This is a genomic window from Kaistella pullorum, from assembly GCF_014837035.1.
Taxonomy (GTDB): domain Bacteria; phylum Bacteroidota; class Bacteroidia; order Flavobacteriales; family Weeksellaceae; genus Kaistella; species Kaistella rhinocerotis.
Genome location: NZ_JACSPS010000001.1, coordinates 313,494 through 337,313, shown reverse-complemented (window position 1 = coordinate 337,313; position 23,820 = coordinate 313,494). Strand labels below are relative to the sequence as shown.

The following is a 23,820-nucleotide window of genomic DNA, read 5'->3' as shown; positions in this document are numbered from 1 at the left end:
AGCATGGACAATGAAACACATTAAATTATTTGCGCTCACCTTCATTATTTTTTGCGGCACGCTGAATGCCCAAAAGATTGGTGTGGTGGACACAGACTATATCCTTAGCAAACTTCCGCAGTACAAAGACGCTGAAGCACGCCTGAATGCGCAGATCCAAAACTGGCAGACCGAAATTCAGACGCTGCAGTCGGACTTTGAGAAGAAAAAAACACTTCTTGAGAATGAGCGTGTACTTTTGATTGGCGATCAGCTGAAATTAAGGGAAAAAGAAGTGGAAGATCTTGATAAAAAAATCAAGGCGATGATCAATAACCGCTTCGGGACTTTGGGTGAAATAAACAACGCACGCTCCAATCTCACCAAGCCTTTCCAGGATCAGATTTGGAATGCAATCCGCACGGTATCAGAGAAGAATGCGTTAGGCATAGTTCTTGACAAAAGCAACAACATCAGTGTCATTTTCCTCGAAAAAAGGTATGATTATACGGATAAAGTATTAGATTTGCTTCTGAAAAATGCCGGAACAGCAAAAACTGAGAACGTAAATCAAAGGCCCGGCACTTCGCAATCTGATGCGCGGAACGAAAAATTAAGAATACAGAGAGAAGGGGACAGAAACGGCGCCCAGGAAATTCAGCAGCAACAGATGAGAAAAAATTAAAATTATAAAACAAACAAAACAATTTATTTATCTTCAATTATGAAAAAATTAAGTGTATTATTCGCAGCAGTAATGATGTTAGTAACCGTAGGAACAGCAAACGCACAAAAGCTTGCTTCCATCGATTACGAATCAGTACTTGCAGCAATGCCCGAAACTAAAAAAATGACCACTGACTTAGATACCTTCAGCAAAACAAAAGGCGACGAACTAAACAAGCAGGCAGAAGCTTTCCAGAAAGAAGTTCAGCAGTACCAGGCTGAGGGCGCAAAAATGACCGAAGCTCAAAGAACTGCAAAAGAAGGCGATCTTCAGAAGAAGCAGCAAAACCTTCAGCAACTTCAGCAGACTGCCCAGCAGGATCTTGCACAGAGAAGAGATGCAGCGGTGAAGCCAATCATAGACAAGCTGAACAATGCAGTAACAAAGGTGGCTAAAGCGAACGGTTTTGATTTCATCATCGATTCTACAGCGTTGATCTACAAGGCAGGTCCTGATGCAACTCCTTTGGTTAAAAAAGAGTTGGGTCTTTAATAAAAGTCTTCGATAACCTAAACCATCCCGAGTTTTCAGGATGGTTTTTTAATTTAATTTAAATGCAGAAAGAACTTTCAACGGTAGTAAAAGTACGCTTCAGCGACTGTGACCCAATCGGTCATCTGAACAACGTAAAATACCTCGAATATATGCTGAATGCCCGTGAAGACCATGTAGAGAACGGCTATGGCTTCACGTACGAAGAATACACGCGGCGCACCGGCTGCACCTGGATCACCATCCAGAATGAGATTGCGTATCTGAAAGAAGTGCGTTACAACGCGAAAGTGATGATCACGAGCAAGACCATCGAAGTTGGCGACCGGCTTTCAAAAGTGGAGATCCTGATGAAAAGCGAGGACGGCAGCACGATACACAGCGTTCTATGGCTCACGGTGATTTATTTTGATATGAAGACGCGCCGAGCAGCCATTCAGCCGCCGGAAACCATCAATCTGTTCAAAGATTTTCTTGTGAATCTTGAGGAACCTGATTTCAAGTCGCGGATGGCGTCATTACGCAAATTAAACAAGTCCGTTTCCAAATAGTTTTAAATTACTTCAATGAAGAAAATTTTAGTCACCGGAGCCAATGGTCAGCTGGGACAATGCATCCAAAAAATTGCGCCGGATTTTGAAGACCGTTTTGAGTTTATTTTCGCGGATTCACAGGCGCTCGATATCACAGATGCAGACAGTGTCTCCGATTATTTTTACGATCACAAGCCGCATTTTTGTATCAATGCCGCAGCTTACACAGCCGTAGATTTAGCCGAAACTGAGAGCGAAAAAGCTTTCGGCGTGAATGCTGAAGGCATTAAGAACCTTGCAGAAATCTGCGCGGAATATAAAACAGTCTTAATTCACGTTTCAACAGATTACGTGTTCAATGGTGACACGCAAATATCGTATTCAGAAGACTCATTTACCGATCCACAGGGCGTTTACGGCGCTTCTAAATTGGCGGGCGAGGAGTTGGCTTTAGCGGCAAATCCGAAAACGGTGGTAATCCGCACGTCCTGGCTTTATTCGGAATTCAGTAAGAATTTCGTTAAGACGATGCTGAATCTTTTCAGGCAGAGACCGGAGCTTGGCATTGTGAACGATCAGTTCGGACAGCCCACCAATGCGAATGATCTAGCCGAAGCCATTTTAAAAATTATCGGAACAGAACCAAAAGTTTACGGTGTTTTCCACTTTTCGAATTATCCGGAAACCACCTGGTTCGATTTTGCAGAGAAGATCGCTGAATTCGCGAAATCACCAGTCAAATTGAATCCGATAACAACAGAACAGTTCCCCACGCCGGCAAAACGCCCGGTACGCAGCACCATGGCACTCGATAAAATTGAGGAAACTTATGGAATTGAGCCTGAGCATTGGGAAAATTCACTCCAGGACTGTATCGAAATCCTTACAAAATGAAGCACTTAAGCATCCTTTTCGTGATTTTTTTTGGCCATTTTTTAGTGGCTCAGAATGTCATTTTAAATAATGTGGAACGCAGCCACAGCAATACCGATAAAGTTTTCTACAAAATCAATCCTGCGGAAACAAAAGCTGAATATTTAGGCGAAATAGAAGTGCGGGGCTTTTCAGACGATGATGCCGAAATGTTCGGGAAAGTTTATAAAAAAGCCAAGCAAATTGGCGCGAACGCCTTTGCATACAAGCCATTTGAGTCAGTCACCGGCGGGCAGCAGAAGTTCGATGCGGCGCATTACAGGCTTAGTCTTTATTATGTGGAACAGGCAGATTTCCGGCCCGAAACGAACATTGTCTACCTTATTTCTTCACCGTACAGGGATCAAATAATCTCATTTAATGAGGAGAAAATAGCGTTCAAGCCGCGTACTTTTATCCGTAAGACTTTACTTCCGGGCACCGTTTACACAGTTTCAACGCGAAAATTTTTGGGCTCGTCCATCAAACTTTCAGCGCAGGAAAACCAGCCTGTACAGTATTTTCAGTTTTCAGCGTTTTCTGTGAACACCAACCCATACGGAACTTCGGGAATCAATCTGAAATCCAGCGATATTACGCGCCTGGAGCAGTCTTACGCGCAGTTTCTCACTACCATTTATCAGTCGTTGGATTCGCTTGAGGAGCAACAAAAGTAGTTTCCATACAGAAACACGTCCGGCTTTCCGTTGCAATCTTTTTTGCGGGCTTCGCAGGCTCAGCCCGCAAAAAAGGATTTCCACTGCAATCCGGGCTAAAAGGTCGGGCCTCTCTTCCCCCGAAACGCAGAAGCCCGTAAATCTTCAATTTCGTATCTTTATACCATGCAAAAAGTAGATATCTTAGCGATTGGTGCGCATCCCGATGATGTAGAACTAGGATGTGGCGGGACGATTGCTAAAATGATCGCTGCCGGAAAAACAGTAGCGATCGTAGACCTTACGCGTGGTGAGCTCGGGACGCGCGGCACCGATTTGACACGTGCTGAAGAAGCCGCCAAAGCATCTGAAATCCTCAAAGTTTCAGCACGCGAAAACCTTGAAATGAAAGATGGTTTTCTTCAGAATTCAGAGGAATATCAGCTTAAGATCGTGAAAATGATCCGCAAATACCAACCCACGATTGTGTTTTCAAACGCAATCGATGACCGCCACCCTGATCATGCGAAAGCGCATAAACTCGTGTCAGATGCGTGTTTTCTGGCGGGTTTGCCTAAGATTGAAACAGTTTTGGACGGTCAGCCGCAAACTGCGTGGCGCCCGAAACAGATTTTCAGTTATATTCAGTGGAAAAACATTACGCCCGATTTCGTGGTAGATATTTCAGGCTTTATAGACAAGAAGATCGAAGCCTGCCTGGCCTACAAAACGCAGTTTTACGATCCGGGATCCAAAGAACCGATGACGCCGATCGCGACCAAAGATTTCCTTGAAAGTCTGACCTACCGTGCACAGGACCTTGGCCGGCTTTCCGGTGTGGAGTTTGCGGAGGGCTTTACCACAGAAAAACTTTTAGCTTTCAAAAATTTTGACGGAATAGTTTTGTAATTTCTCGAAAAGGCCTATATTTGCAGACCTAAAACGGTGATTGTAGCTCAGTTGGTTAGAGCGTCGGATTGTGGTTCCGAAGGTCGTGGGTTCGAGACCCATCATTCACCCTGATTTTTACAAAGCGCTTTCGGCAAACCGGAAGCGTTTTTGTTTTTGTCTAAGCATTTTTTCGAGTAAAAGTCCTGAAATTTAAGACAATCCTTATAACAAAAAACAGGAAGCACCGCTCCCTGTTTGTGTTTACGCTTTGTAGCATCACTGCTGCGTTATTTTCAACTCTATTTACCTTTCCGCTCAGTCGTGTAATCGCTCAAATCCTTTAAGCCCAACCGAGGGATAGAAAGAGAATAATTTTTTATTCGAATTCTTCGTCTGATTCTATCGTATAAGAACGCGATTTGAAATCTTTATCGTGTCGTTCTGAGATTACATCAGTACCTTTTTGGTTAATGATAAACTCCGCCGACTGTGTGAACATTTCCTCAAAACTTTTGAAATCCTCTTTGTAAAGGTAGATTTTGTGCTTTTCATAGCTGGCCTCGCCACCTTCTGAGAAGTGTTTTTTACTTTCGGTAATCGTCAGATAGTAGTCTCCGGCTTTCGTCTCGCGCACATCGAAGAAGTAGGTTCGCCGTCCAGCCTTCAGAACCTTAGTGAAAATTTCATTTTCCTGCCGGTCTTTGTAATCATTCATTTGAGCTTAGTTTTTAATGGATACAGACAAATATAAATGAATTCTTTTAATTGCAAAATAAAATTTTAACTTTTATTAAGAAAAAGGAATTATACCTAAAGAATTCGCATCTAAGCTGGCTCGGAAGTTTCTATTTCGGTGAGATTCAGTATTTTATCTGCACGCTTCGCACTGCTATCGCGGTGTGTAATGATGATTGATGTGCTTTTCTGGATTTCGTTTTCCAGATTTTGAAGGATATTTTCTTCCGTTTCCGTATCCAAAGCAGAAAGTGAATCATCGAAAATGAGGATTTTCGGTTCCTTGATCAATGCTCTTGCAATACAGATCCGTTGTTTTTGCCCGCCCGAAAGCATCACGCCGCGCTCACCAACCAAAGTTTTATATTGGTCCTTGAACTCTACAATATTCTTGTGTACATCCGCTTTTTTAGCGTATTTGGTCACCTGTTCAAGCGTAGGATTGTCAACCGCAAAACCGATATTATTCTCAATCGTGTCTGAAAACAGGAAGCTTTCCTGCGGAATATAGCCGATGTGTCTGCGGTAATTGCCCAGGTTGTGGTCTTTGAGATTTACTCCGTCAACCAGTATTTCTCCTTCTGTCGGATCGATCAGGCGGCAAAGCAGCAATGCGATAGTCGATTTTCCGCTCCCGGTTTTTCCCATTATTGCGAGCGACTTTCCGGCTTCAATCTTGAAACTTAAATTATCTAGTGCTTTTATTCCTGTATTTGGATACACGTACGATACATTTCGGAATTCGATTTCACCACGAATCGGGTAGACGTCGTTATTTTTATTAATGATGTCCGTTTTCATATCCAAAAATTCGTTGATTCGCTGCATCGAGGCGTCTGCGCGCTGATTTACCGAAGTTACCCAGCCCACCATTGAAAATGGCCATATTAAAATATTAATATAAAGAAAGAAATCTGCGATCTTACCAACGCTCAGTTCATTGTTAAGGTATTTTTGGCCCCCGATAAGCAATATCACCACATTCAGCAAACCGATGACAAACAGTATGATCGTGAAAAAATATGCCTCGGTTTTTGCTAAATCCAACGCCTTTATCTGGTAATCTTTCACTTTCGCACCATAGTTTTTCTCGATGTATTTCTCTTTTGCAAAGAATTTCACCACGCGAATTCCGGAAAAACTGTCCTGCACAAACGTTGAAATTGCCGACTGGCTTTTCTGCATGACTTTCGATTTCCCATTGATAATCGAGCTTACCTTATAGATCACGAACGACAAAATGGGCAGCGGAACCAGAGACCATATCGTCATTGAAACGTCGGTCTTCAACATATAAACCGAAGTGATGATCAACAGGATAAGCAAGTTCACCACATACATCACGCCTGGGCCCAGATACATTCGAACCGCGACTACGTCTTCACTCAGGCGGTTCATCAGGTCACCGGTTGTGGTTTTTTTAAAATCAGTTACCGAAAGTTCCTGATAGTGCGTGTAAATTTTGTTTTTAAGTTCGTATTCTATCCTGCGCGAAGCCACGATGATGGTCTGACGCATCATGAAGGTGAAAAAACCTGTGAGGATTGATGACACTACGATAATTGCCACATTAATCAGGACCTGCGGATTAAAGCCAAGAGTCGTAGTCTTCGAAATTTCATCTACAGACCGGCCCACAAACTGTACTTTGTAAATACTGAAAAAATTGCTCGCTATGATGAACAGGAAACCCCAAAAGAGCAGAATTCGGTGCTTGTAAAAGTAGGGATTGAGTGTTTTCAGGGCGTTCATGCGCGGTTGGAGTGGTTTTTTGAATTAGATATACAAAAGTAATAAAATGAAAATTGATGAGCCTGTTTTTCGCGCGGCTGAAGGCCATCGCGGACCTGTGAGTTTACAAAAAAATGCTATCTTTGCACGCACTAAAATAAGCTCTTTGAAATGCTAGGAAGAAGACAGATCCGTGAAAAAGTTGTAGAGTCGGTATATTCTTATTACCAAAATCCTGTGAAAGTGGATGTGCTTGAAAATAATATGTTCACGCAGATTGACAAGATTTACCACCTGTACATCTACCAGCTGAATTTCCTGGTTGCGCTGAAGCATCTTGCGGAAAACCAGATTGAGATTGGGAAGAAGAAATTTCTGAAAACTGATGAAAACATTAATCCGAACCAGAAATTCATTAATAATCAGGTTCTTTTGATGCTTGAAGAAAATACCGAAAGGTTATCTTTCACCTCAAAGCATCAGGAACTGAAATGGGATTTGCACGACGAACTTTTGGTAAAAACCTTTCAGCGAATGACCGCCGGGAAACGGTATCAGGATTTCATGAAAGAGGAAGGCTACTCTTTTGAAGCCGATCAAAAGTTTATCGGGAAACTGTTTTTACGCTATGTAGCGGAGAATGAAGATTTTCACGAGCATCTGGAAGAGAAAGAGATCAGCTGGTCTGATGATATGCATATCTCACACTCGATGATTCAAAAAACCATTGGTTTTTTCAAAGAAAATGAGCCCACGCATACATTGATCAAAATGATCAAGGATGAAGACGACCGCGAGTTTGCACGAAGACTCTTACGCCAAATCCTGAATCACTGGGATGATACGGAGAAAAAACTCATTTCACGTCTCGAAAACTGGGATATAGAACGGGTTTCACTGCTCGATAAGATCATACTTATCACGGCGATGACCGAACTGGATTACTTTCCGCTCACGCCCGGACGTGTGATCATCAATGAGTATATCGAAATCTCAAAAGTCTTCTCCACAGACCGTTCGAACATTTTCATTAATGGAATTTTAGATAAATACACCAAAGATTTTAACCGAAATTAATATGAAAAATTTAGTCAAATTATTGCCAGTTGTGGCTGCTCTAGCTTTAGTAAGCTGCAAAAAAGACCAATCCGCAGAACAGATCGTAACTACAGATTCTCTTGCTGTAGCTTCTGAACCGGCTACTGCAGTTGCTTCAGAACCGGTTTCTACGGCGCCAACAACTACTGTGGCACTTTCTGAATCTACTTTTGAATTTGGAAAAGTGAAAAAAGGCGAACAGGTAGAGCATATCTACGAAGTGACAAATACCGGAACCAACCCGCTGATCATCTCACAGGTGAAGCCCGGCTGTGGCTGCACCGCGCCAGATTATACCAAAGATCCTATCATGCCGGGTCAGAAAGGCAAAATTACGCTGAAGTTTGATTCAGGGAATTTTGACGGGCTTGTGAACAAGCAGGCTGAAGTATTCGCAAACGTAGAAAAGTCACCTATTGTCATTGGCTTTACAGCTGATGTTCAGCCTTAATATTTAAAAAAAAGTTAATATGATTTCAATATTTTTACAGGCCGCCGCGCCAGATACCATGATGCCTACAATGATCATGATGGGACTGATGTTCGTCGGGTTTTACTTTCTGATGATCCGTCCGCAAATGAAAAAAGCAAAGCAGGAAAAAGGTTTTCAGGCTGCGCTGAAAGTGGGCAGCAGAGTAGTGACTACGTCTGGTATGCATGGCAGAATCGCGCAGATCATGGAAGATGGTGTGGTGATTGAGACGCTTTCGGGCAAATTAAAGTTTGAGAAAGCCGCTATCTCAAGGGAGTTTACACAACAGCGATTCCCAGACAGCACTGAAGAGAAGAAATAATCCCTGCATTATTTAAAAATAAAAAGCAACTCATTTTCGGGTTGCTTTTTTTTATTTAAATATTTAAAGTAAAATCAAGTAAGGAGCAGAATCAGCAAACTCGCCACGAAGATTCGGAAAATAGTAACGAGCGGATAAACCTGCGCATAGCTTTGCACGGGAATGTCAGAATCCAGATAATTGGTGCTGAACGAAAGTGCGGCCGGATCTGTATAGCTGCCGCTCATGATGCCTGCGAGCTGTAAATAATTGATTTTAAGGATAAAACGCCCGATGATCACCATCAGGATTAATGGTATGAAGGTGATAGCAGAGCCATACAGAAGCCACATCCAGCCGTTGTATTTCACGAAGTTTTCATAGAAACCGTCACCCGCGTGAATCCCGACTGCGGCGAAGAACATACAGATTCCGAAATCTTTCATAAAGTAGATCGCGCCGTTATTAATGTACGAATGGATGAACGAAATGCCGCCAAATCTCGATATAAGCAGCGCCACAATCAGCGGGCCGGCGGCAAAACCAAGTTTTAGCGGTACCGGAAGATTTGGAATGACAATCGGGATGGAGCCCAAGATTACGCCCAGCAGCAGACCGCCAAACAAGGACAAAAAGTCGGGTTCAAGCAGTTTCTTTTCAGAGTTCCCAATGATCTTCTCCACCTCTGCGATGGCATCTTTCGCGCCGATGACACGCAGTTTGTCGCCATAGAACAATTCCAGCGATGGTCGGGGCAGAATTTCGCGGCCGGCCCGAAAAACGCGCGTCACTTTAAGGTCATATGTGTTGTAAAGATCGAGCTCTGCAAGGGTTTTATGAATGGCAGAGGCCTTCGTGACAAAAATATTGCGGCTGTGGATATCCTCGTCAGACTCGATGAATTGGTCCGTTGACGGGCGACCCACGATTGCAATGAAATCTTTGAGGTCATTTTCCAGTCCTACCAGCATCAGTACATCGCGATCGCGCATCAGCATATCCGCCGTGGGCGACTGTACCGCCGCACTGCCACTGTGTTTAAGTCTTGAAATCACAATCGGCCTTCCAAAATCTTTAGTGGCCTGAAAAATAGATTTACCGAAAAATTCAGGGTTGGTTACACGCATTTTCATGTGAACCAACGGTAATTCGCGGTTGATCTTTGCCATCCTGAAGCGACGCATCTCGGCTTCCGGATTAATTTTAAGCAAGATTTTAGACAGAATCACCACGCCGATTATTCCGAATACGCCCAAGGGATAAGTGATCGCATAGCCAATCGTAGGATCATTGAACGGTCTGCCCGGAAAGGTATGCTGTAGTTCTTCAATCGTGTTTTTCGCTGCACCCAAACCCGGCGTATTGGTGACCGAGCCACTCATGATGCCGACTAAATCTTCGATTTTCAAACCTGTAAAATGGAAAAGCAGCGCTGTAATGAGTCCGCCCAGCAAAACGGTTGATACGGCAAGAATATTAAATTTAAGTCCTTCATTACGGAAAGAGGAGAAAAATGACGGACCAACCTGTAATCCGATGCCGTAAACGAAAAGGATAAGTCCAAAATCCCGGATAAAATCCAGAATATGCGTCTCAATCCTGTATCCGAAATGCCCGAGGATAAGCCCCGTGAACATCACCGCGGAAACGCCGAAGGTGATTTTGCCCAGTTTCAGCCGGCCGAAAAAGATTCCGGTGCCTACTGCGAGCATGATGACGACAATGGACTGTGTGATATTCGGATTTTCTGCCGGTAAAAGCAGCGTGCGTAACCAATCTAACATAAGCCTGATTTTAATACAAATTTACGGGGAAAAGTTGCCGTAGGCTGAATACATACCACGAGATTTGTCACTATTTGAAGAAATTTCGGTTTTTAATTGTGCTTTAGCAACTGAAACCCAATTGCACATTCGAGGCAGCGTTTCGGCTGGCAATAGTGCTGAAAATGAAACAGAAAAGCCTGGCTGTCTAGCGCATCGCGAATGGGCGTTTTCAGGGCTTTCCAGTTTTCAATCACCGTGTTCTTTTCGGCTGGTAAACTGCGGTACATCGCAATGATCTCATCTGTAATATTTTCATTTGAATTTTTCTGGTATGTATATTTCAACGGTAAAATTGCATTGATGATAATCAGGCTGATAAAATCATCAGTGAGAATTTTTTCGCCCACAGTCGTTGAAACTTTTCCAAAATTAAAATGATCATTCCAGTACGGACTTGCCACCACGTTTCGGAAGACCTTTACGATATCGCCCACGCTTTTTGCGGTCATCACTTTCGAAAAAAGATTCTGATTCAGATGATACAATGAAGCCAGCTGCGCGAGCCGCACGGTGGGGAAAGACGGCGGCCGAAGTTTCGAAAATTTCGGTATCACGCCGCTTGTTTTAAGTTGATATTTGATGACCAGAAAGTCGAGTTCACGCTTCCAGATCGTGGTTTGTTCGTCATCAGGACTTTGCAGCCAGCCACACATGCCGAAAAACAAAGCTTCGAGTTGAGTGAGATTTTGCCGGACTTTATTCAAAACAGCGAAATCAATATTTTCCGCCAACTGCCTGAAAATTTGCGCGTTTACCTTTAGTCCAAATGCGTAGGCAATGTTTTGAAACAGCACCGCTTCATAATTGTTTTTGTTTTTTGCGAGCGCGATTTCTATTTCTAATGATTTGTGATCCAGTTTTTTAAGTAAAGTCTCTTCTTCAAATTGAAACGGGATTTTCTTGGCGTTAAAAATTTCTTCGCACGGGATGAAAACTTTCGCGTTTTCGAGTGAAGCGTATTTATCGAGCACTGTTTCATCGATATAATTCTTCAGTTCCAGCGTTGGAATGTTCCTCGAAACCAGTTCCGGGATATCAGCATCATGAAAATAAACTACGTGCAGGATCAGGTTTTCAAATTCAGGATTTCCCGTATGGCGGTGAAAAATATAGTCGGAGGAGCGGATGTGAAGTTCAATGTGCCCGACAAGTGTCACGCCCTGAAATTTGATTTTACCGAATAGAAAATCGGGTCCGGAATCAAAATTCCATTTGCCAAAGTCAATAATCTCAACAGGCTTTCCGGCCACATCCGTGAAATCAAAACTATTGAAAATTTTGAAATTCCATAGATACTGCAGGAGTTTCTCCTTCATTTTGAGACGCTTGTGTCAAACGAAGTTAAGAAATTTAGTGAAAAAAATGTTTAGGTATTAAGTTTTTAAAACGGCGGTTTATTTTCCAAATGTTGCCAACGTGTCCGCGTACATTTTTTCATAAACCGGCAAAACATTCTGAAGGTCGAATTTTAGCGCCTGCTCCTTTGCATTTATTTTCATTTCGGCGAGCAGATTCTCGTCGCTGAGCAGTTTTATGGTATAGTTGCTCATTGCTTCTACGTTACCTATTTCGGCCAGAAAACCTGTCACACCCTGAAGGTTCACCTCCGGTATTCCGCCCGCGTTAGAACTGATGACTGGTGTGCGTGCTGCCATTGCTTCCAGGGCGGCCAAACCGAAACTTTCCTGTTCCGAAGGAAGGAGAAAGACATCTGAAAGTTCGAGGATTTTGTATAAATCATTTACTTTTCCCAAAAGCCGGATTTCGCCGATCAGTTCGGGGTTTTCTTCCAGAAACTGGCTGATAATCTCCATATCCGGGCCTTCGCCGATGATGATCAGTTTGGACTTGATGAGTTTATGTACATTTTTAAATATTGTCAGTACTTCACCGACTCTTTTTACAGGACGGAGATTTGACACGTGAATCAGGATTTTCTCGTCATCGGTTGCGAATTGGCGGCGCGTGCAATCGTTCGGACTGTCGAAATCACTGTTGTCTATAAAATTGGTGATGACCTGAATTTCTTTCTTAATATTAAAAAACTGCAGCGTGTCTTTCTTTAAACTTTCTGAAACTGACGTGATCGTATCGGATTGATTTATAGAGAATTCCACCGCATGTTTATAGCTCGGATGTTGCCCGACAAGCGTAATATCGGTGCCGTGAAGCGTAGTAACCAGCGGAATATCCTTGCCTTCTTCTTTCAGCATCTGTTTTGCGGTAAATGCCGCGTACGCATACGGAATTGCGTAGTGCGCATGCAAAAGATCGAGTTTATAAAGGTTTACAACGCGGTAAATCATGGAGGAAAGCGCGATATCGTACGGCTGATACTGGAAAAGCGGATACGTCTGCACATTAACTTTGTGAAAGAAAATGTTGGGATTGGTGATATCGAGGCGCGCAGGCAGATTTGAACTTATAAAATGCACTTCGTACCCTTTGTATGCGAGCGCCATGCCCAGTTCGGTGGCTACAATACCGCTTCCGCCGTACGTAGGATAACAGAGAATTCCTATTTTCATTTTAATGGATTCAGTTTTTTTGGTAAAATAATCACTTTTTGGCTGCGTGAACCTTTGCAGAAGATTTTGGAGTGGATCTCAGGTCGATGCCACTGCCGGCTTTTAATTTGTCATTAACCAAAACCGGTAAACGTCCCGAAATCGCAGTTTTGCCGACAAATGCATCTGCTGCGGCGCGCATTGAGCCCTCATTGTTTTCATACGCAACCAAAACGCTTGAGACTTTCGAGATATCTACATCTTTCAGTGCATACGGCGAACCGAAGACAGACAAAATGACGTCATTGTTCGCACTAAGTTTCGCTAAGATGTTTTTCGATTCTGCGGAAATATTGTAAGGTTTGTACGCAGTGGAATTGTCTTTGTGAAACCCGACAATCACTTTAGAATTTGCAGGAATTGTGGAAATCTCAGATGCTTTCTTCAAGATTACTGTCGTCTCACGCTGTAAATTGTCCAGAAAAGTATCGTAGGGCGCCTCTTCGAGCGGAACGTAATAGTAAGTTTCACTGCAACTTAACGGAAGCAGATTCTTGGTGTTTTTAATCAAAGTCAGCGCATTTGCGTATAAGTTCTGAACCAGCGTTCGGTGCGATTCGTTGTTGAGATCGTAGTTAATGTTTTCAGGATTTCGCGGCTCATATTTATTTAAGCCTAAGAAATATTTGGTCAAAAGGATTTTTTTTACGCTTTCCTCAACACGTTCCTGTGATATTTCGCCCTTATCGATGGCTTGCTGGATGAGCTTTTTACCTTCTTCTACACCTTCTGAAAACAGCATGATGTCATTTCCAGCCTTGAAAGCTAACGCATCCAGTTCGCCGGGTTTGTAACGCTTGGCTACCGCGCCCATATTCAGTGCATCAGTGATGATCAGACCTTTGTAGCTATATTTTTCTTTTAGTAAACCGGTGATAATATCTTTCGATACCGAAGCTGGAACGCCTTCTTTTTTCTCGAGTGCGGGTACGTACAGATGCGCGACCATCACACCGCCAATTCCTTTATCCATCAGTGATTTGAAAGGCGCAAGTTCTACGTTCTGCAGGCGATTCAGATTATGAGAGACTACAGGCAAATCATGGTGCGAATCAGTATTGGTGTCACCGTGACCCGGAAAATGCTTGATCGCCGCCAAAACATTGTTTTCCTGCAACCCGGCTGAATAAGCGCCGGCAGATTTTAAGACATTTGAAACATCGGAACCAAAACTGCGGTTTCCGATGATCGGGTTATTAGGATTTGTGTTCACATCTACCACGGGTGCAAAATTCCAGTTGATGCCCATGCGCTGGCAGTCTTCGGCGATCTTTGCAGCCATTTGTTTTATTAAATTCTTATCCTGAATAGCCCCGAGTGTCATCGCCCACGGGAATTTGTGCGCTGCGGCAATCCGCTGGAAAACGCCCCATTCAGCGTCCATCCCAATCATCAGCGGTACTTTCGATTTTTGCTGGAATTCATTCACCAGCGTTATTTCACGTGCCGCATCATCCTGCATCAGGATCAAACCGCCAATCTGTTCATTTTCTACTATATCACGCACATTCTGGATGTAATCTTCGCCCTTGTTGGTATACAGCGCTATGATGAACAACTGGCCAAGTTTCTCTTTCTGGCTCAGTGAACTGTACGTGTTTTCAACCCACTGGTTCGCTTTTCTCAGTTCGCCACTGTTTATATTTTTGGGCTGAAACTGTGCATTAATGGTCAGGCTAAATATGTAAACGGTCAGCAAGCTGAGTGTAGCGCGGAAATTATTCATTAAGATTTAATATAGATAACGAACAAAATTACGATATTTATAGTTTAAAACTCTGCGTTTTGTGGCATACAAATTGAGTTGAACCACGCATAAATAATCAAAAAAATATTTACCGACATGAAAAAGTTTTTTACAATAATGCTGCTGGCTGTATTCGCATTTGTTGCTTTCAGCTGCGATGACAGGAACGATGACATAGATAATGATACGTATGCAGTGATGACCGACGTTACAGGATCATTCAATGCGGCGAATAATTACACTTTAGAACAGGGAATAAATATAGCGGCAACCGATGTGGTTTTGGTATACCGAAATAGGAATTCCGGAAATGGCGGAACCACCGCATGGCAACTGATTCCCAAGACTGAGTTTATTGGCAGCGGTCGTGAGTTGGATTACAATTTCCTGTTTGATGCTCAAAATGTTGAAATCTATACGGAAGCAAATTTCGATCAGGCCACACTTACGGGTGCCGAAGCCAACACGTATTTAAATAATCAGCGATTCCGAATCGTCCTGGTACCGGCTTCTCAAGGCAAAAATGCGAATGTAGACTTCTCGGATTATAATGCGGTTTTGCGTCACTTCCAGATTGCTGACCGACCATAAAAAAAACAAATCCTTATAAAATCCCGCTATTTTTGGCGGGTTTTTTTATGTTTGGACGGTTCCGCAATCTGCATTACGGAAAAAGTTTGGAAGTGCCCATATAATTTAAATCATAGCCGCAGCAAACCCGCTTCCTAAAGTTTTTTGTATTTTTAAAGTTCAAAATATCTTTAAAATTATGAGTGTTCATATTGCTGCCCAAAAAGGCGAAATCGCAAAAACAGTGCTGCAGCCCGGCGACCCGCTGCGCGCAAAATATATTGTTGAAAATTTCATGGAGGACGTGCGCCTGGTAAGCCAAACGCGCAATATTTTTTATTATACAGGTCTGTACAAAGGCCGTGAAGTGTCCGTTGGTGCAAGCGGAATGGGTGCGCCAAGCATCGGGATCTATTCCTATGAACTTTACACAGAATACGATGTAGATACGATCATCCGCATCGGTACTTGCGGTGCCTATACGCCGGAGCTAAAAGTTTTTGATGTTCTGAACGTAGAAAATGCAGCCAGTGAATCAACTTACGCGAAATTCGCCTGGGGAATTGAAGAGGAAATTCTGTCACATCAGGGTAACGTTTTCTCGGTGATCAATGACACAGCGAGAAATCTTTCACTTGACCTGAAAACGACAAACATCCACACGAGCGATATCTTCTACCGCAAAAATCCAGGAACACCTGAGATTGCCGTGAAGCATAACTGTACGGCTGTGGAAATGGAGGCATTTGCACTTTTCGCGAACGCCCAATATTTAGGAAAAAATGCTGCAACGCTGCTAACGGTGTCAGATATCATCCCAACAGGGGAATTCATCTCGGCGGACATGCGCGAAAAAGCACTTACACCGATGATCGAGCTTGCACTCGAAACTGCGATAAGTCTTTAAGATTCATTTAAATAAAAAAATAACGCTTTGAAATATTTCAAAGCGTTACGTTTTTTATATCGTCATCATCTTCGAGAAAATGGCCGAAATAGTCTTTTTTTACCTTTAGATAATCCTTGCTTTCAAGTGTGGAATTGATCTGAAGCGGAATTCGTTTGTTTAATTTGATATTACTGCTTTCCACAATCTTCACTTTTTCCGGATTGTTTGTAAGCAGATTGATTTCTGTAACTTTCAGCAGATTAAGAATTTCAATTGCAGCTGAAAAGTTCCGGTCATCAGCCGGCAGACCAAGTTCAAGATTGGCCTGCACGGTATCAAATCCTTTTTCCTGCAGTGAATAGGCTTTCAGCTTATTGATAATGCCGATATTCCGGCCTTCCTGCCGCAGATAAATGATAATGCCGCCGTTGTCGTGAATGTATTTCATGGCCGCATCAAGTTGCTGGCCGCATTCGCATTTTTTGGAATGAAATACCTCACCCGTGATACATTCAGAATGAAAACGGATATTGACAGCTGTGGAAAAATCTGTATTTTCAGCTACAATCGCCATGTGCGGCATCCAGTCTGTGGCAGACTCAGAGAATGCGATCATGCGAAAATTACCATACTCGGTAGGTACATTGGCTTCCGCCTGAATTGTGAGCATCGGAAAATTAAATTATTTAAGGCAAAGATAGTGAATCCTTTGGCAGATTGGTCTGAAGGTGGTTCATGTTGATTTTAATACGAACCAGATAGCGGTTCAGCACTTCATCTTCGTCCTTGTTCAGGAACTTGCGGAGCTTCTGGAGTTTTTTGTAGGAACGTTCGAAACGGGCATAAGATTTTGCGGTTTCAAACTGGTTGAAGTTCTTCATCGCATCCACATAATCGCGCAGATGCGATTTTAGGTTTTTCACCTCAAGATTTACCGCGTCATTTCTGAACTTTGGGAATGAGCTGATCAGGTTGGTGATTTCAGAAGAATAGAGCACAAGGTTTTTCTGACCTTCCAACGGCACATAGGCACTATTGTTTCCCAATAGCGTATCGCCCGTGGGTGAAAGATTAATTTTTTCAGCCGAGCACGATATAATAAAGAATAGTAAAAAGTAGTAACATTTAGGCTTCGCCATTTTTTATTCTTTGATATAGAACCGGATTCAGACTTTCGTCATTATACATCTTCATTTGCTTATAAACTCTCATCTTCACCTGGCCGTTTTCGATATCAAACAGCAACCGGTCGATTGCTTCGGTAAGGTCTTTTTTCTGTTCAAGCAGTACCGAAAGTTTGTCTGAGCATTTGTTCCGGTGCTCTTCACTTGCCGTATCCCTGTTTGCTTCCAGCGACATGTGAAAGACTTTCAGTGCTAAAATGGAGAGTCGGTCAACCGCCCAGGCTGGGGTCTCCGTGTTGATCTTGGCCTCATCAGCTGCATTTACGTTTTGGTATTTCCTGTAAAACCAGCTGTCTATATATTCCACCAAATCAGTTCTCTGCTGATTAGAGGAATCAATTCTTCTTTTTAATGCGAGTGCCTGAGTGGGTTCGATGTTTTCGTCCCGAATGATATCCTCCAGATGCCACTGCACGGTATCAATCCAGTTTTTTGCATACAGAAGCCATTCAAGGCTACCGTTTTCAAATGGATTTGATGCAGCGCAATCTACGTCATCTGTAAGATGGTAATCTGCGATTGATTGGTTGAAAATAGTCCATGCACGGTCCGAAAAACCCATAGTGTGTTGCTTAAATCGAAGGTGTGGAATTGCTTTTTGGTTCTTCGGGAGATTTTTTTTCGTCCTCCTTCACTGCATCTTTGAATTCTTTGATGCCGGATCCAAGACCACGCATCATCTCAGGGATTTTTCTGCCACCAAACAATACGAGCAATACGATGGCTACGATAAGCAAATGCTGCCAGGAAAGGGCTAATATGGTAAGTGCTTCCATTACTTTATATAAATTTTTTACAAAGTTAGTTATTTTTTAATTCACCCAACCGAGCGGATCCACCGGATTGGTACCGTTCCAGATCTGGAAATCGAGGGTGTAAGTTCCATCGAAATCCGCACCCACAGCGCCAATTGAGGTACCGGCTGAAACCTGTTGGTTGGCCGAAACCATGGCGTTTGAAAGGTTTGCGTAGATCGTGAAATAATCGCCGTGTTTTACGAATACCATCTTAGAGCCGTCACCTGAAACTACCACACGCGAGACGGTTCCCGGCGCTACACATTTGGCTACGGTCCCTTTTGCTACGGCTATTTTGATCCCGTTGTTTTCTTCAATAATATTTTTGAACACCGGATGCGGCTGGCGCCCAAAACGGTGCGTGATGGTGCCGTACGCCGGCATCCCCATCTTCCCGCGGTTCGCCGCGAAATTGTTTCCTACGGCGCTGCTCACTCCATAGTTGGTCATCGCACGCGTTTCAGCGGCTTTTTTCTGTTCCTCATTCTTTTTTGCAAGTGAGGCTTCTGCAGCCCGGGCGTCTGCGGCCTTGTCTGCAGCGGCTCTAGCATTGGCAGCGGCTATCGCGGCATCCCGTGCAGCTGCGGCTCGTCTTGCTTCGGCGCGTTCAGCATCTGCCGCTTTCTTGGCATCATCCGCTTTTTTCAGATCCGCAGCGGCGGCGATCTTAGACCGTTCTTCCTCTTCGGCAGCTTTTTTAACAGCGATGTCTTTGAGGCGTTTTGCTTCTTCGTCAGCTCGTTTTTTCTCGAGTGCCAACGCTTCCATTCGTGCTTTGTTTTCAGCGTCGATGCGGGCTTTTTCGCGGTCTGCAGCAATCTTGGCCTGACGTATTTTCTCGGCTTCCGCTTTTTTGCGCTCTTCTTCTTTAGCTTTCGCAATACGGATTTCTTCCGCGATTATGGAACGGATCTGACCTTCAAGTTTTTTAGATTCGGTTTGCTTTTGGCGAAGTTCGGCGGTGAGTTGCGCTTCGTTTTTCTTAAAGTCTTCAAGCAGTTTTTCCTTTTGCTTTTTCTCTACTGCGATGGTTTGCAACTCCTTTTGCTGGTTTGTCAAAATGGTTTCTTTGTCTTTCACAGACCGTTGTTTGGCCTCAATATTGGCCAGGAGTTTCCGGGCGGCTTCGGAGATTTCAGCAGCTTTTTTATCCTGATAATCAGAATAATCTTTCAGGTACTGGATGCGGCGCAGCGCTTCGCCCAGGTTTTTAGCGGAAAGAATAAAGGTGACTTTGTTCTGAACGCCTTTGTTTTTATAAGCTTTCACCAAAACTTCCGCATAGTTTTTTCTTAAAACGGCGAGTTCACGGTTTTGGCGGTTGATCTCAAGCTGACGCAGGTAGATGTCGTCTTCGATCAGCCTCTTTTCTTTTTGAGTGTTTGAATAAACTTTTTCGCGTAACTGGATTTTTTTCTGAACGTCATTGAGATAAGCTACCGAAAGTTTCGACTGCTGCTGGGTTTTGGCCAGGTTTGAGTTGATCGCCGCAATTTGTTTTTTCAGTTCTGCATTCTGCTTTTGTAATTGTTCCTTTTTTTGAGAAAATAAAATTCCGAACAAAAAAATCCCTATAAAAAAGCTTATTTTCCTTATCATTTGATCTCAGTTTTCGTATAGTTAGCCGGCACCGAGTACGGTGTCGCCATTTTCGAGCCTTCAAATTTCGTGTTTTCAAGCGCAATCTGGCTCGTTTTCTGGCCCTTTATATTTATTTTAACGTTTTTAGGCAAACGCATATTTTCGAAATTTACCCAGTTGCTGTAAGAAACCTCAAGCCTGTCCGAAGATTTTACATCCGTCAAAACCACATTCATCAGATCAAAAGTCGGAGAATACTGCAAAGCTACCGCGTAATCAGCTTGGTTGCCATTGCTCCCGAAGCGAATGTTCTTTGTAGAATTGAGCCTGTATCCCTGCACGGACTGACTGAAACTGAAATCTTTCTCCTGAACAGGAATGAAAGTACGTCCGAGCAAAAGGTTTTGCAGCGCCGCAAAGTCGATGAAATCTACATTCAGCATCTTGTTCAGATAAGAAAAATCGGACTCAATGTATGTTTTATTCCATTTCTCATAACCCTGGATTCCGTTTGGTGTTGCGATTCCGCGGCCCACATTCAGGAACACGGCGATCATATTCATCCAAACTTTTTGGCCATCTTCAATGTAGATTGTCGCATCAAGTGTTGGGATGAATGCACCTGTTTCTACATCAACCCGCGAGCTGATTTTCACCTGATCGAAATCAGGTTTCTTCGAGATTTCCCGGAAAAACGCTGCGTTCGCAACAGGTACGGCAATTGGCTTTTCGGGCTTCGCAGTGGCAGTTTTGCAAGAGACTATTGCAAACGAAAGGAGTAGAAGGATGATATAATTTTTCATAATCAGTATCTTTTTTTGGTAGTGTTGAATTTTTAATAACGGCAAACGCTGCCTAATGTTTTACCGCACACTTTACGCCAAAAGACATTTTCAGGCTGAATTTAGCTTTTAGAAAGGAAGTCGAGCACCGAATAATCGCCAAGTGAAATCTCACGGGCCACCCCGAAGTACTGCGCAGAATTCCCGATCATCGAGTTGCTTAGATTGCCGTGGTCAATCAGCGTATTTTCCTGAATGAGTGAATGATCGATGTTTGAATTGATGATCTTCGTGTTGTTGCCAATGGATACGCACGGGCCGATTTTAGAATTTGAAATCTCCACATTTTCGCCGATGAAACACGGCGGAATGATAAGGCAGTTCTCTATTTTGGCCGACGCGGGATAATTCGCCACGTTATCTTTTTCATATTGCAACACTTTGCCGTTCGTCTCTACCGTGGCGTTCTTGTTCCCGCAATCCATCCAGTCATCCACCTTTCCGAGGGAGAATTTTCCGCCTTTCTGTCTGAGGTTTTCAAGCGCGGTCGTCAGTTGGAACTCGCCGCCTTGCTTGATGTCATTGCTCATGATGTAATTGATCTCATCCATCAGCTTTTCGGCGGAGTTGAAATAATAAATCCCAATGATCGCGAGATCAGATACAAACGTCTGTGGCTTTTCAACAAAATCTGTGATAAAACCATAATCATCCAGTTTCACCACCCCGAAAGCCGATGGATCCTCCACTTTTTTCACCCAGATCACGCCGTCTGAATTTTTATCCAGCGCAAAATCAGCTTTGAAAAGAGTATCGGCAAATGCTACCACCACATCGCCCTGCATCGAGGCTTCCGCACATTTTATAGCGTGCGCTGTTCCTAGCGGTTCATCCTGAGTGTAGACGCTGCCTTTGGCGCCAAGCGATTCAGCAATTCCGATTAGCGAAGCTTCTACTTCCGGCCCGAAATCGCCGATAATGAAAGCAATTTCCTCTATTTTTTCACCTGCAACTTTCGCGATGTCTTCTACCAGCCGCTGCACGATGGGTTTGCCCGCAATAGGGATCAGTGGTTTAGGAACGGTGAGTGTGTGAGGTCTTAGTCTGGAGCCGCGGCCCGCCATTGGAACGATGATTTTCATATTTGTCTTAATTATTTTGCACGCAGCTGCGTGGTTTCTTTATTTTATATATTGTTTGAAGTGCTGCCGAAACCGCCTTCGCCACGCGAAGTTTCGATAAGTTCTGCAGTTTCCTGCCAGGTAATGGTTTCGTGTCGGGCAATGACCATCTGTGCGATTCTGTCGCCATCATTAATGATAAAATTCTCTGAAGATAAATTGACCAGAATGACACCGATTTCCCCGCGGTAATCTGCATCGATGGTTCCCGGTGCATTCAGCACGGTGATTCCGTTTTTCACTGCGAGTCCGCTTCTGGGTCTTACCTGCGCCTCGAAACCTGCGGGTAATTCAAGGAATAAGCCTGTAGGAATGAGTTTTCTTTCGAGTGGTTTCAGCGTGAGGCTTTCGTCAATATTGGCATACAGGTCCATGCCGGCTGAAAGTTCTGTCTGGTATTTCGGCAGCGGATGTCTGGATTTATTGATAACTTTTATATTCATTCTATCTTTTAATTTTTTGAAGAAGACTTTCGGGTATTAGTTTTTGAACTATAATTAAAATCGCGGCTAAAACTATAAATATTAAGTTGCCGAGCCAAATTTCGCTCCTGAAATTCTGGTAAATCACCAGCGAAAATATCATTGTGAGCAGGATGATGACTACGTTATTGAACACATTATAAGGAATCGGGTGTTTTCTTTGGCCCCAAACATACGAAACCAGCATCATCATAAAATACGAAGCTAAAGTTGCCCATGCCGAAGCCCAATAACCGTATCTCGGAATGAAATAAAAGTTCACGGCAATCGTCACAGCTGCACCCAGGACCGAAATGTAGGCGCCAACCAACGTTTTATCGGCCAGTTTATACCAGACCGAAAGATTAAGATAAATACCCAGGAAGAGGCTGGCAAAAAACAGAATGGGCAAAATGCCGATGCCTTCGTAATATTCTGGATTGTTAAGGTAGAATTTCGATATCCAGTCGAGGTTTACACACAGGAAAAGCACGATCAGGCAATTCACCGCAATGAAAACATCCATCAGTTTTGCGTAGGTTTTCCCGGCGTTTTCATTTTTTGAATGGCTGAAGAAAAATGGTTCAATTCCCAGTACATAAGCCTGACGGAAGAGCACCACGAAAGTCACAAGCTTCGCCACAGCACCATAAACGCCGAGTTCGTGCCTTGCAATTTCGTCAGGTAACAGGAATTTCAGAAACTGGCGGTCCAGTGTTTCATTAATGATGCCGGCCAGCCCGGCAATTGTAATCGGCCATGAATATTTCAGCATTCTGCGCCAAAGTTCCCACGAGAAATAGCGGAATTTGGCCACGAAGATGTCTTTAAATAAAAGTAAAAAAGTAACTGCACTTGCCACCAGATTCGCCACAAAGACGTAACCAATGCCGAAAGAAGGATTGTACTTATAACCCATGATACCGTCATCCAGCCGCGGCAATATTTGAAGGAAAAATACAACCAGAACAAAATTAATGACTCCGTTTGCAATCTTTACGGAGGCGTATTTAAGCGGTCTTTCATTCTTTCGGAGCATCACAAAAGGCATTGCGGAAAACGCGTCGAGGGACAGGATCAGCACCAGGATGGTGAGCAGATTGACCTGTGTCGGCGTCTTGAATGCAATGGCAAGTTCTGTCCTGAAAGTTAGTGAGAATGCGAGAAAAATCAAGGTCGCAACCAGCACGCTGAAGAATGCTGTTGAGATCAGTTTGCGGTCATTTTTTTCATCGAGTGCGAATCGGAAGAATGTGGTCTCCATGCCGTGCGTCAGCAAAACCGCGATCACACCTGCCACCGAATAGAAATCAGCGAACGGCGCATAGGCTTCCGGCCCGAAAGCATCGGTGATATAAGGGTTGATGATGAAGGGAAAAAGACGGATCACCACGGTCGTAAGTCCGTAAAGTGCAGTTTGTCCCAGCAATTTCTTATACAAATCCTGAATTTTGTGCAAATGTATCGTTTTAATTAAAACCTGCGAAATGAAGCTTGGATGAGCGGCAAGTTTGGCTTTCGCTACTTCAAATTTGCGGTTGAAGAGCGCATGTTTGCGGTTTTAGACCCCATCGATGCGGCCAAAGACTTCATTTTTGCGGCTTCCAGCCTCAAAATTGGGGCTCAGAACCCCAAATTTTAGGTTCGGAACGTCAAGTTTGCGGTTATGTGCCGGAAGATTTCGGTTTGAGACCGAATCGATGGAGAC

27 protein-coding genes and 1 tRNA gene are annotated in these 23,820 nt (G+C 43.6%); 13 read left to right on the top strand and 15 right to left on the bottom strand.

What is annotated here, in order from left to right:
- Positions 1 to 10: 10 nt before the first annotated feature.
- The 7 genes from H9628_RS01610 (at position 11) to H9628_RS01580 (ending at position 4,319) form a co-directional block, all read left to right on the top strand.
- Positions 11 to 664: an OmpH family outer membrane protein gene (locus H9628_RS01610; RefSeq protein ID WP_251832365.1), complete on the top strand. Its 654-nt coding sequence runs from the start codon at positions 11 to 13 to the stop codon at positions 662 to 664.
- A 39-nt stretch (positions 665 to 703) separates the two neighbouring features.
- The gene (locus H9628_RS01605; RefSeq protein WP_251832364.1) at positions 704 to 1,198 is read left to right on the top strand and encodes an OmpH family outer membrane protein; all 495 of its coding nucleotides are present in this window, start codon (positions 704 to 706) and stop codon (positions 1,196 to 1,198) included.
- A 62-nt stretch (positions 1,199 to 1,260) separates the two neighbouring features.
- Positions 1,261 to 1,749: an acyl-CoA thioesterase gene (locus H9628_RS01600; protein WP_251832363.1), complete on the top strand. Its 489-nt coding sequence runs from the start codon at positions 1,261 to 1,263 to the stop codon at positions 1,747 to 1,749.
- Between the two features lie 15 nt (positions 1,750 to 1,764).
- Positions 1,765 to 2,625 (top strand): dTDP-4-dehydrorhamnose reductase, encoded by an 861-nt coding sequence (rfbD, locus tag H9628_RS01595; RefSeq protein ID WP_251832362.1) that lies wholly within the window; start codon positions 1,765 to 1,767, stop codon positions 2,623 to 2,625.
- Positions 2,622 to 3,320 carry a hypothetical protein gene (locus H9628_RS01590; protein ID WP_251832361.1) on the top strand — a complete coding sequence of 233 codons (699 nt, stop codon included), beginning with the start codon at positions 2,622 to 2,624 and terminating at the stop codon, positions 3,318 to 3,320. Before rfbD ends, H9628_RS01590 begins: the two co-directional genes overlap by 4 nt.
- 165 nt (positions 3,321 to 3,485) lie before the next feature.
- Positions 3,486 to 4,208 carry a bacillithiol biosynthesis deacetylase BshB1 gene (bshB1, locus tag H9628_RS01585; RefSeq protein ID WP_251832360.1) on the top strand — a complete coding sequence of 241 codons (723 nt, stop codon included), beginning with the start codon at positions 3,486 to 3,488 and terminating at the stop codon, positions 4,206 to 4,208.
- Between the two features lie 35 nt (positions 4,209 to 4,243).
- Positions 4,244 to 4,319, top strand: a tRNA-His gene (locus H9628_RS01580).
- 247 nt (positions 4,320 to 4,566) lie between these two features.
- Here H9628_RS01580 and H9628_RS01575 read toward each other — a convergent pair.
- Together H9628_RS01575 and H9628_RS01570 are read right to left on the bottom strand one after the other, a co-directional pair.
- The gene (locus H9628_RS01575; RefSeq protein WP_251832359.1) at positions 4,567 to 4,905 is read right to left on the bottom strand and encodes a DUF3276 family protein; all 339 of its coding nucleotides are present in this window, start codon (positions 4,903 to 4,905) and stop codon (positions 4,567 to 4,569) included.
- 110 nt (positions 4,906 to 5,015) lie between these two features.
- Positions 5,016 to 6,677, bottom strand: coding sequence for an ABC transporter ATP-binding protein (locus H9628_RS01570; RefSeq protein WP_251832358.1), 1,662 nt, complete (start codon positions 6,675 to 6,677; stop codon positions 5,016 to 5,018).
- 150 nt (positions 6,678 to 6,827) lie between these two features.
- Between H9628_RS01570 and nusB the strand changes: the two genes are divergently transcribed.
- Genes nusB through yajC form a run of 3 tightly spaced genes read left to right on the top strand, consistent with a single transcriptional unit; the run spans position 6,828 to position 8,548 of the window.
- Positions 6,828 to 7,733: a transcription antitermination factor NusB gene (gene nusB / locus H9628_RS01565; RefSeq protein ID WP_251832357.1), complete on the top strand. Its 906-nt coding sequence runs from the start codon at positions 6,828 to 6,830 to the stop codon at positions 7,731 to 7,733.
- A 1-nt stretch (position 7,734) separates the two neighbouring features.
- Positions 7,735 to 8,205 carry a DUF1573 domain-containing protein gene (locus H9628_RS01560; RefSeq protein ID WP_251832356.1) on the top strand — a complete coding sequence of 157 codons (471 nt, stop codon included), beginning with the start codon at positions 7,735 to 7,737 and terminating at the stop codon, positions 8,203 to 8,205.
- Positions 8,206 to 8,224: 19 nt separating this feature from the next.
- Complete coding sequence (gene yajC / locus H9628_RS01555) at positions 8,225 to 8,548, top strand: preprotein translocase subunit YajC (protein ID WP_251832355.1); 324 nt, start codon at positions 8,225 to 8,227, stop codon at positions 8,546 to 8,548.
- Between the two features lie 74 nt (positions 8,549 to 8,622).
- On the opposite strand, the gene H9628_RS01550 is transcribed toward yajC, so the two are convergent.
- The 4 genes from H9628_RS01550 to H9628_RS01535 all read right to left on the bottom strand — a co-directional run bounded on the left by H9628_RS01550 (position 8,623) and on the right by H9628_RS01535 (position 14,646).
- Entirely contained in the window at positions 8,623 to 10,311 is a 1,689-nt protein-coding gene (locus H9628_RS01550) for a putative transporter (protein WP_251832354.1), read from the bottom strand.
- A gap of 92 nt (positions 10,312 to 10,403) precedes the next feature.
- On the bottom strand, positions 10,404 to 11,669 hold the full coding sequence (locus H9628_RS01545; protein WP_251832353.1) for a DUF2851 family protein: 1,266 nt from the start codon (positions 11,667 to 11,669) through the stop codon (positions 10,404 to 10,406).
- Positions 11,670 to 11,747: 78 nt separating this feature from the next.
- Entirely contained in the window at positions 11,748 to 12,881 is a 1,134-nt protein-coding gene (bshA, locus tag H9628_RS01540) for an N-acetyl-alpha-D-glucosaminyl L-malate synthase BshA (protein WP_251832352.1), read from the bottom strand.
- A 31-nt stretch (positions 12,882 to 12,912) separates the two neighbouring features.
- Positions 12,913 to 14,646 carry a glycoside hydrolase family 3 protein gene (locus H9628_RS01535; RefSeq protein WP_251832351.1) on the bottom strand — a complete coding sequence of 578 codons (1,734 nt, stop codon included), beginning with the start codon at positions 14,644 to 14,646 and terminating at the stop codon, positions 12,913 to 12,915.
- Positions 14,647 to 14,763: 117 nt separating this feature from the next.
- Here H9628_RS01535 and H9628_RS01530 point away from each other — a divergent pair, with 117 nt between their 5' ends.
- Together H9628_RS01530 and deoD are read left to right on the top strand one after the other, a co-directional pair.
- Positions 14,764 to 15,258, top strand: a complete 495-nt coding sequence (locus tag H9628_RS01530; RefSeq protein ID WP_251832350.1) for a hypothetical protein — start codon at positions 14,764 to 14,766, stop codon at positions 15,256 to 15,258.
- A gap of 178 nt (positions 15,259 to 15,436) precedes the next feature.
- Entirely contained in the window at positions 15,437 to 16,144 is a 708-nt protein-coding gene (gene deoD, locus H9628_RS01525; protein ID WP_251832349.1) for a purine-nucleoside phosphorylase, read from the top strand.
- Between the two features lie 37 nt (positions 16,145 to 16,181).
- Here deoD and ribA read toward each other — a convergent pair whose 3' ends face one another.
- The 9 genes from ribA to H9628_RS01480 all read right to left on the bottom strand — a co-directional run bounded on the left by ribA (position 16,182) and on the right by H9628_RS01480 (position 23,553).
- The gene (ribA, locus tag H9628_RS01520; RefSeq protein WP_251832348.1) at positions 16,182 to 16,796 is read right to left on the bottom strand and encodes a GTP cyclohydrolase II; all 615 of its coding nucleotides are present in this window, start codon (positions 16,794 to 16,796) and stop codon (positions 16,182 to 16,184) included.
- Positions 16,797 to 16,812: 16 nt separating this feature from the next.
- Positions 16,813 to 17,265 (bottom strand): hypothetical protein, encoded by a 453-nt coding sequence (locus tag H9628_RS01515; protein WP_251832347.1) that lies wholly within the window; start codon positions 17,263 to 17,265, stop codon positions 16,813 to 16,815.
- Positions 17,252 to 17,872, bottom strand: coding sequence for a DUF4254 domain-containing protein (locus tag H9628_RS01510; RefSeq protein ID WP_251832346.1), 621 nt, complete (start codon positions 17,870 to 17,872; stop codon positions 17,252 to 17,254). Before H9628_RS01510 ends, H9628_RS01515 begins: the two co-directional genes overlap by 14 nt.
- A gap of 10 nt (positions 17,873 to 17,882) precedes the next feature.
- Complete coding sequence (locus H9628_RS01505) at positions 17,883 to 18,086, bottom strand: Sec-independent protein translocase subunit TatA/TatB (RefSeq protein ID WP_251832345.1); 204 nt, start codon at positions 18,084 to 18,086, stop codon at positions 17,883 to 17,885.
- Between the two features lie 36 nt (positions 18,087 to 18,122).
- Positions 18,123 to 19,706 carry a peptidoglycan DD-metalloendopeptidase family protein gene (locus H9628_RS01500; protein WP_251832344.1) on the bottom strand — a complete coding sequence of 528 codons (1,584 nt, stop codon included), beginning with the start codon at positions 19,704 to 19,706 and terminating at the stop codon, positions 18,123 to 18,125.
- Positions 19,703 to 20,491 (bottom strand): DUF4292 domain-containing protein, encoded by a 789-nt coding sequence (locus H9628_RS01495; RefSeq protein WP_251832343.1) that lies wholly within the window; start codon positions 20,489 to 20,491, stop codon positions 19,703 to 19,705. Before H9628_RS01495 ends, H9628_RS01500 begins: the two co-directional genes overlap by 4 nt.
- 101 nt (positions 20,492 to 20,592) lie before the next feature.
- A complete protein-coding gene (locus tag H9628_RS01490) occupies positions 20,593 to 21,612 on the bottom strand; it encodes a sugar phosphate nucleotidyltransferase (protein WP_251832342.1) in 1,020 nt (339 codons plus the stop codon).
- Between the two features lie 44 nt (positions 21,613 to 21,656).
- On the bottom strand, positions 21,657 to 22,094 hold the full coding sequence (dut, locus tag H9628_RS01485; protein WP_251832341.1) for a dUTP diphosphatase: 438 nt from the start codon (positions 22,092 to 22,094) through the stop codon (positions 21,657 to 21,659).
- Position 22,095: 1 nt separating this feature from the next.
- Complete coding sequence (locus H9628_RS01480) at positions 22,096 to 23,553, bottom strand: lipopolysaccharide biosynthesis protein (RefSeq protein ID WP_251832340.1); 1,458 nt, start codon at positions 23,551 to 23,553, stop codon at positions 22,096 to 22,098.
- A 57-nt stretch (positions 23,554 to 23,610) separates the two neighbouring features.
- On the opposite strand from H9628_RS01480, the gene H9628_RS01475 reads away from it, so the two are divergent.
- Entirely contained in the window at positions 23,611 to 23,754 is a 144-nt protein-coding gene (locus H9628_RS01475) for a hypothetical protein (RefSeq protein WP_251832339.1), read from the top strand.
- The last annotated feature ends 66 nt before the right edge of the window (positions 23,755 to 23,820 follow it).

Coding starts and splice junctions, on each gene's coding strand:
- H9628_RS01610 (WP_251832365.1), top strand. CDS start 11: ATGAAACACATTAAATTATTTGCGCTCACCTTCATTATTTTTTGCGGC.
- H9628_RS01605 (WP_251832364.1), top strand. CDS start 704: ATGAAAAAATTAAGTGTATTATTCGCAGCAGTAATGATGTTAGTAACC.
- H9628_RS01600 (WP_251832363.1), top strand. CDS start 1,261: ATGCAGAAAGAACTTTCAACGGTAGTAAAAGTACGCTTCAGCGACTGT.
- rfbD (WP_251832362.1), top strand. CDS start 1,765: ATGAAGAAAATTTTAGTCACCGGAGCCAATGGTCAGCTGGGACAATGC.
- H9628_RS01590 (WP_251832361.1), top strand. CDS start 2,622: ATGAAGCACTTAAGCATCCTTTTCGTGATTTTTTTTGGCCATTTTTTA.
- bshB1 (WP_251832360.1), top strand. CDS start 3,486: ATGCAAAAAGTAGATATCTTAGCGATTGGTGCGCATCCCGATGATGTA.
- H9628_RS01575 (WP_251832359.1), bottom strand. CDS start 4,905: ATGAATGATTACAAAGACCGGCAGGAAAATGAAATTTTCACTAAGGTT.
- H9628_RS01570 (WP_251832358.1), bottom strand. CDS start 6,677: ATGAACGCCCTGAAAACACTCAATCCCTACTTTTACAAGCACCGAATT.
- nusB (WP_251832357.1), top strand. CDS start 6,828: ATGCTAGGAAGAAGACAGATCCGTGAAAAAGTTGTAGAGTCGGTATAT.
- H9628_RS01560 (WP_251832356.1), top strand. CDS start 7,735: ATGAAAAATTTAGTCAAATTATTGCCAGTTGTGGCTGCTCTAGCTTTA.
- yajC (WP_251832355.1), top strand. CDS start 8,225: ATGATTTCAATATTTTTACAGGCCGCCGCGCCAGATACCATGATGCCT.
- H9628_RS01550 (WP_251832354.1), bottom strand. CDS start 10,311: ATGTTAGATTGGTTACGCACGCTGCTTTTACCGGCAGAAAATCCGAAT.
- H9628_RS01545 (WP_251832353.1), bottom strand. CDS start 11,669: ATGAAGGAGAAACTCCTGCAGTATCTATGGAATTTCAAAATTTTCAAT.
- bshA (WP_251832352.1), bottom strand. CDS start 12,881: ATGAAAATAGGAATTCTCTGTTATCCTACGTACGGCGGAAGCGGTATT.
- H9628_RS01535 (WP_251832351.1), bottom strand. CDS start 14,646: ATGAATAATTTCCGCGCTACACTCAGCTTGCTGACCGTTTACATATTT.
- H9628_RS01530 (WP_251832350.1), top strand. CDS start 14,764: ATGAAAAAGTTTTTTACAATAATGCTGCTGGCTGTATTCGCATTTGTT.
- deoD (WP_251832349.1), top strand. CDS start 15,437: ATGAGTGTTCATATTGCTGCCCAAAAAGGCGAAATCGCAAAAACAGTG.
- ribA (WP_251832348.1), bottom strand. CDS start 16,796: ATGCTCACAATTCAGGCGGAAGCCAATGTACCTACCGAGTATGGTAAT.
- H9628_RS01515 (WP_251832347.1), bottom strand. CDS start 17,265: ATGGCGAAGCCTAAATGTTACTACTTTTTACTATTCTTTATTATATCG.
- H9628_RS01510 (WP_251832346.1), bottom strand. CDS start 17,872: ATGGGTTTTTCGGACCGTGCATGGACTATTTTCAACCAATCAATCGCA.
- H9628_RS01505 (WP_251832345.1), bottom strand. CDS start 18,086: ATGGAAGCACTTACCATATTAGCCCTTTCCTGGCAGCATTTGCTTATC.
- H9628_RS01500 (WP_251832344.1), bottom strand. CDS start 19,706: ATGATAAGGAAAATAAGCTTTTTTATAGGGATTTTTTTGTTCGGAATT.
- H9628_RS01495 (WP_251832343.1), bottom strand. CDS start 20,491: ATGAAAAATTATATCATCCTTCTACTCCTTTCGTTTGCAATAGTCTCT.
- H9628_RS01490 (WP_251832342.1), bottom strand. CDS start 21,612: ATGAAAATCATCGTTCCAATGGCGGGCCGCGGCTCCAGACTAAGACCT.
- dut (WP_251832341.1), bottom strand. CDS start 22,094: ATGAATATAAAAGTTATCAATAAATCCAGACATCCGCTGCCGAAATAC.
- H9628_RS01475 (WP_251832339.1), top strand. CDS start 23,611: ATGAGCGGCAAGTTTGGCTTTCGCTACTTCAAATTTGCGGTTGAAGAG.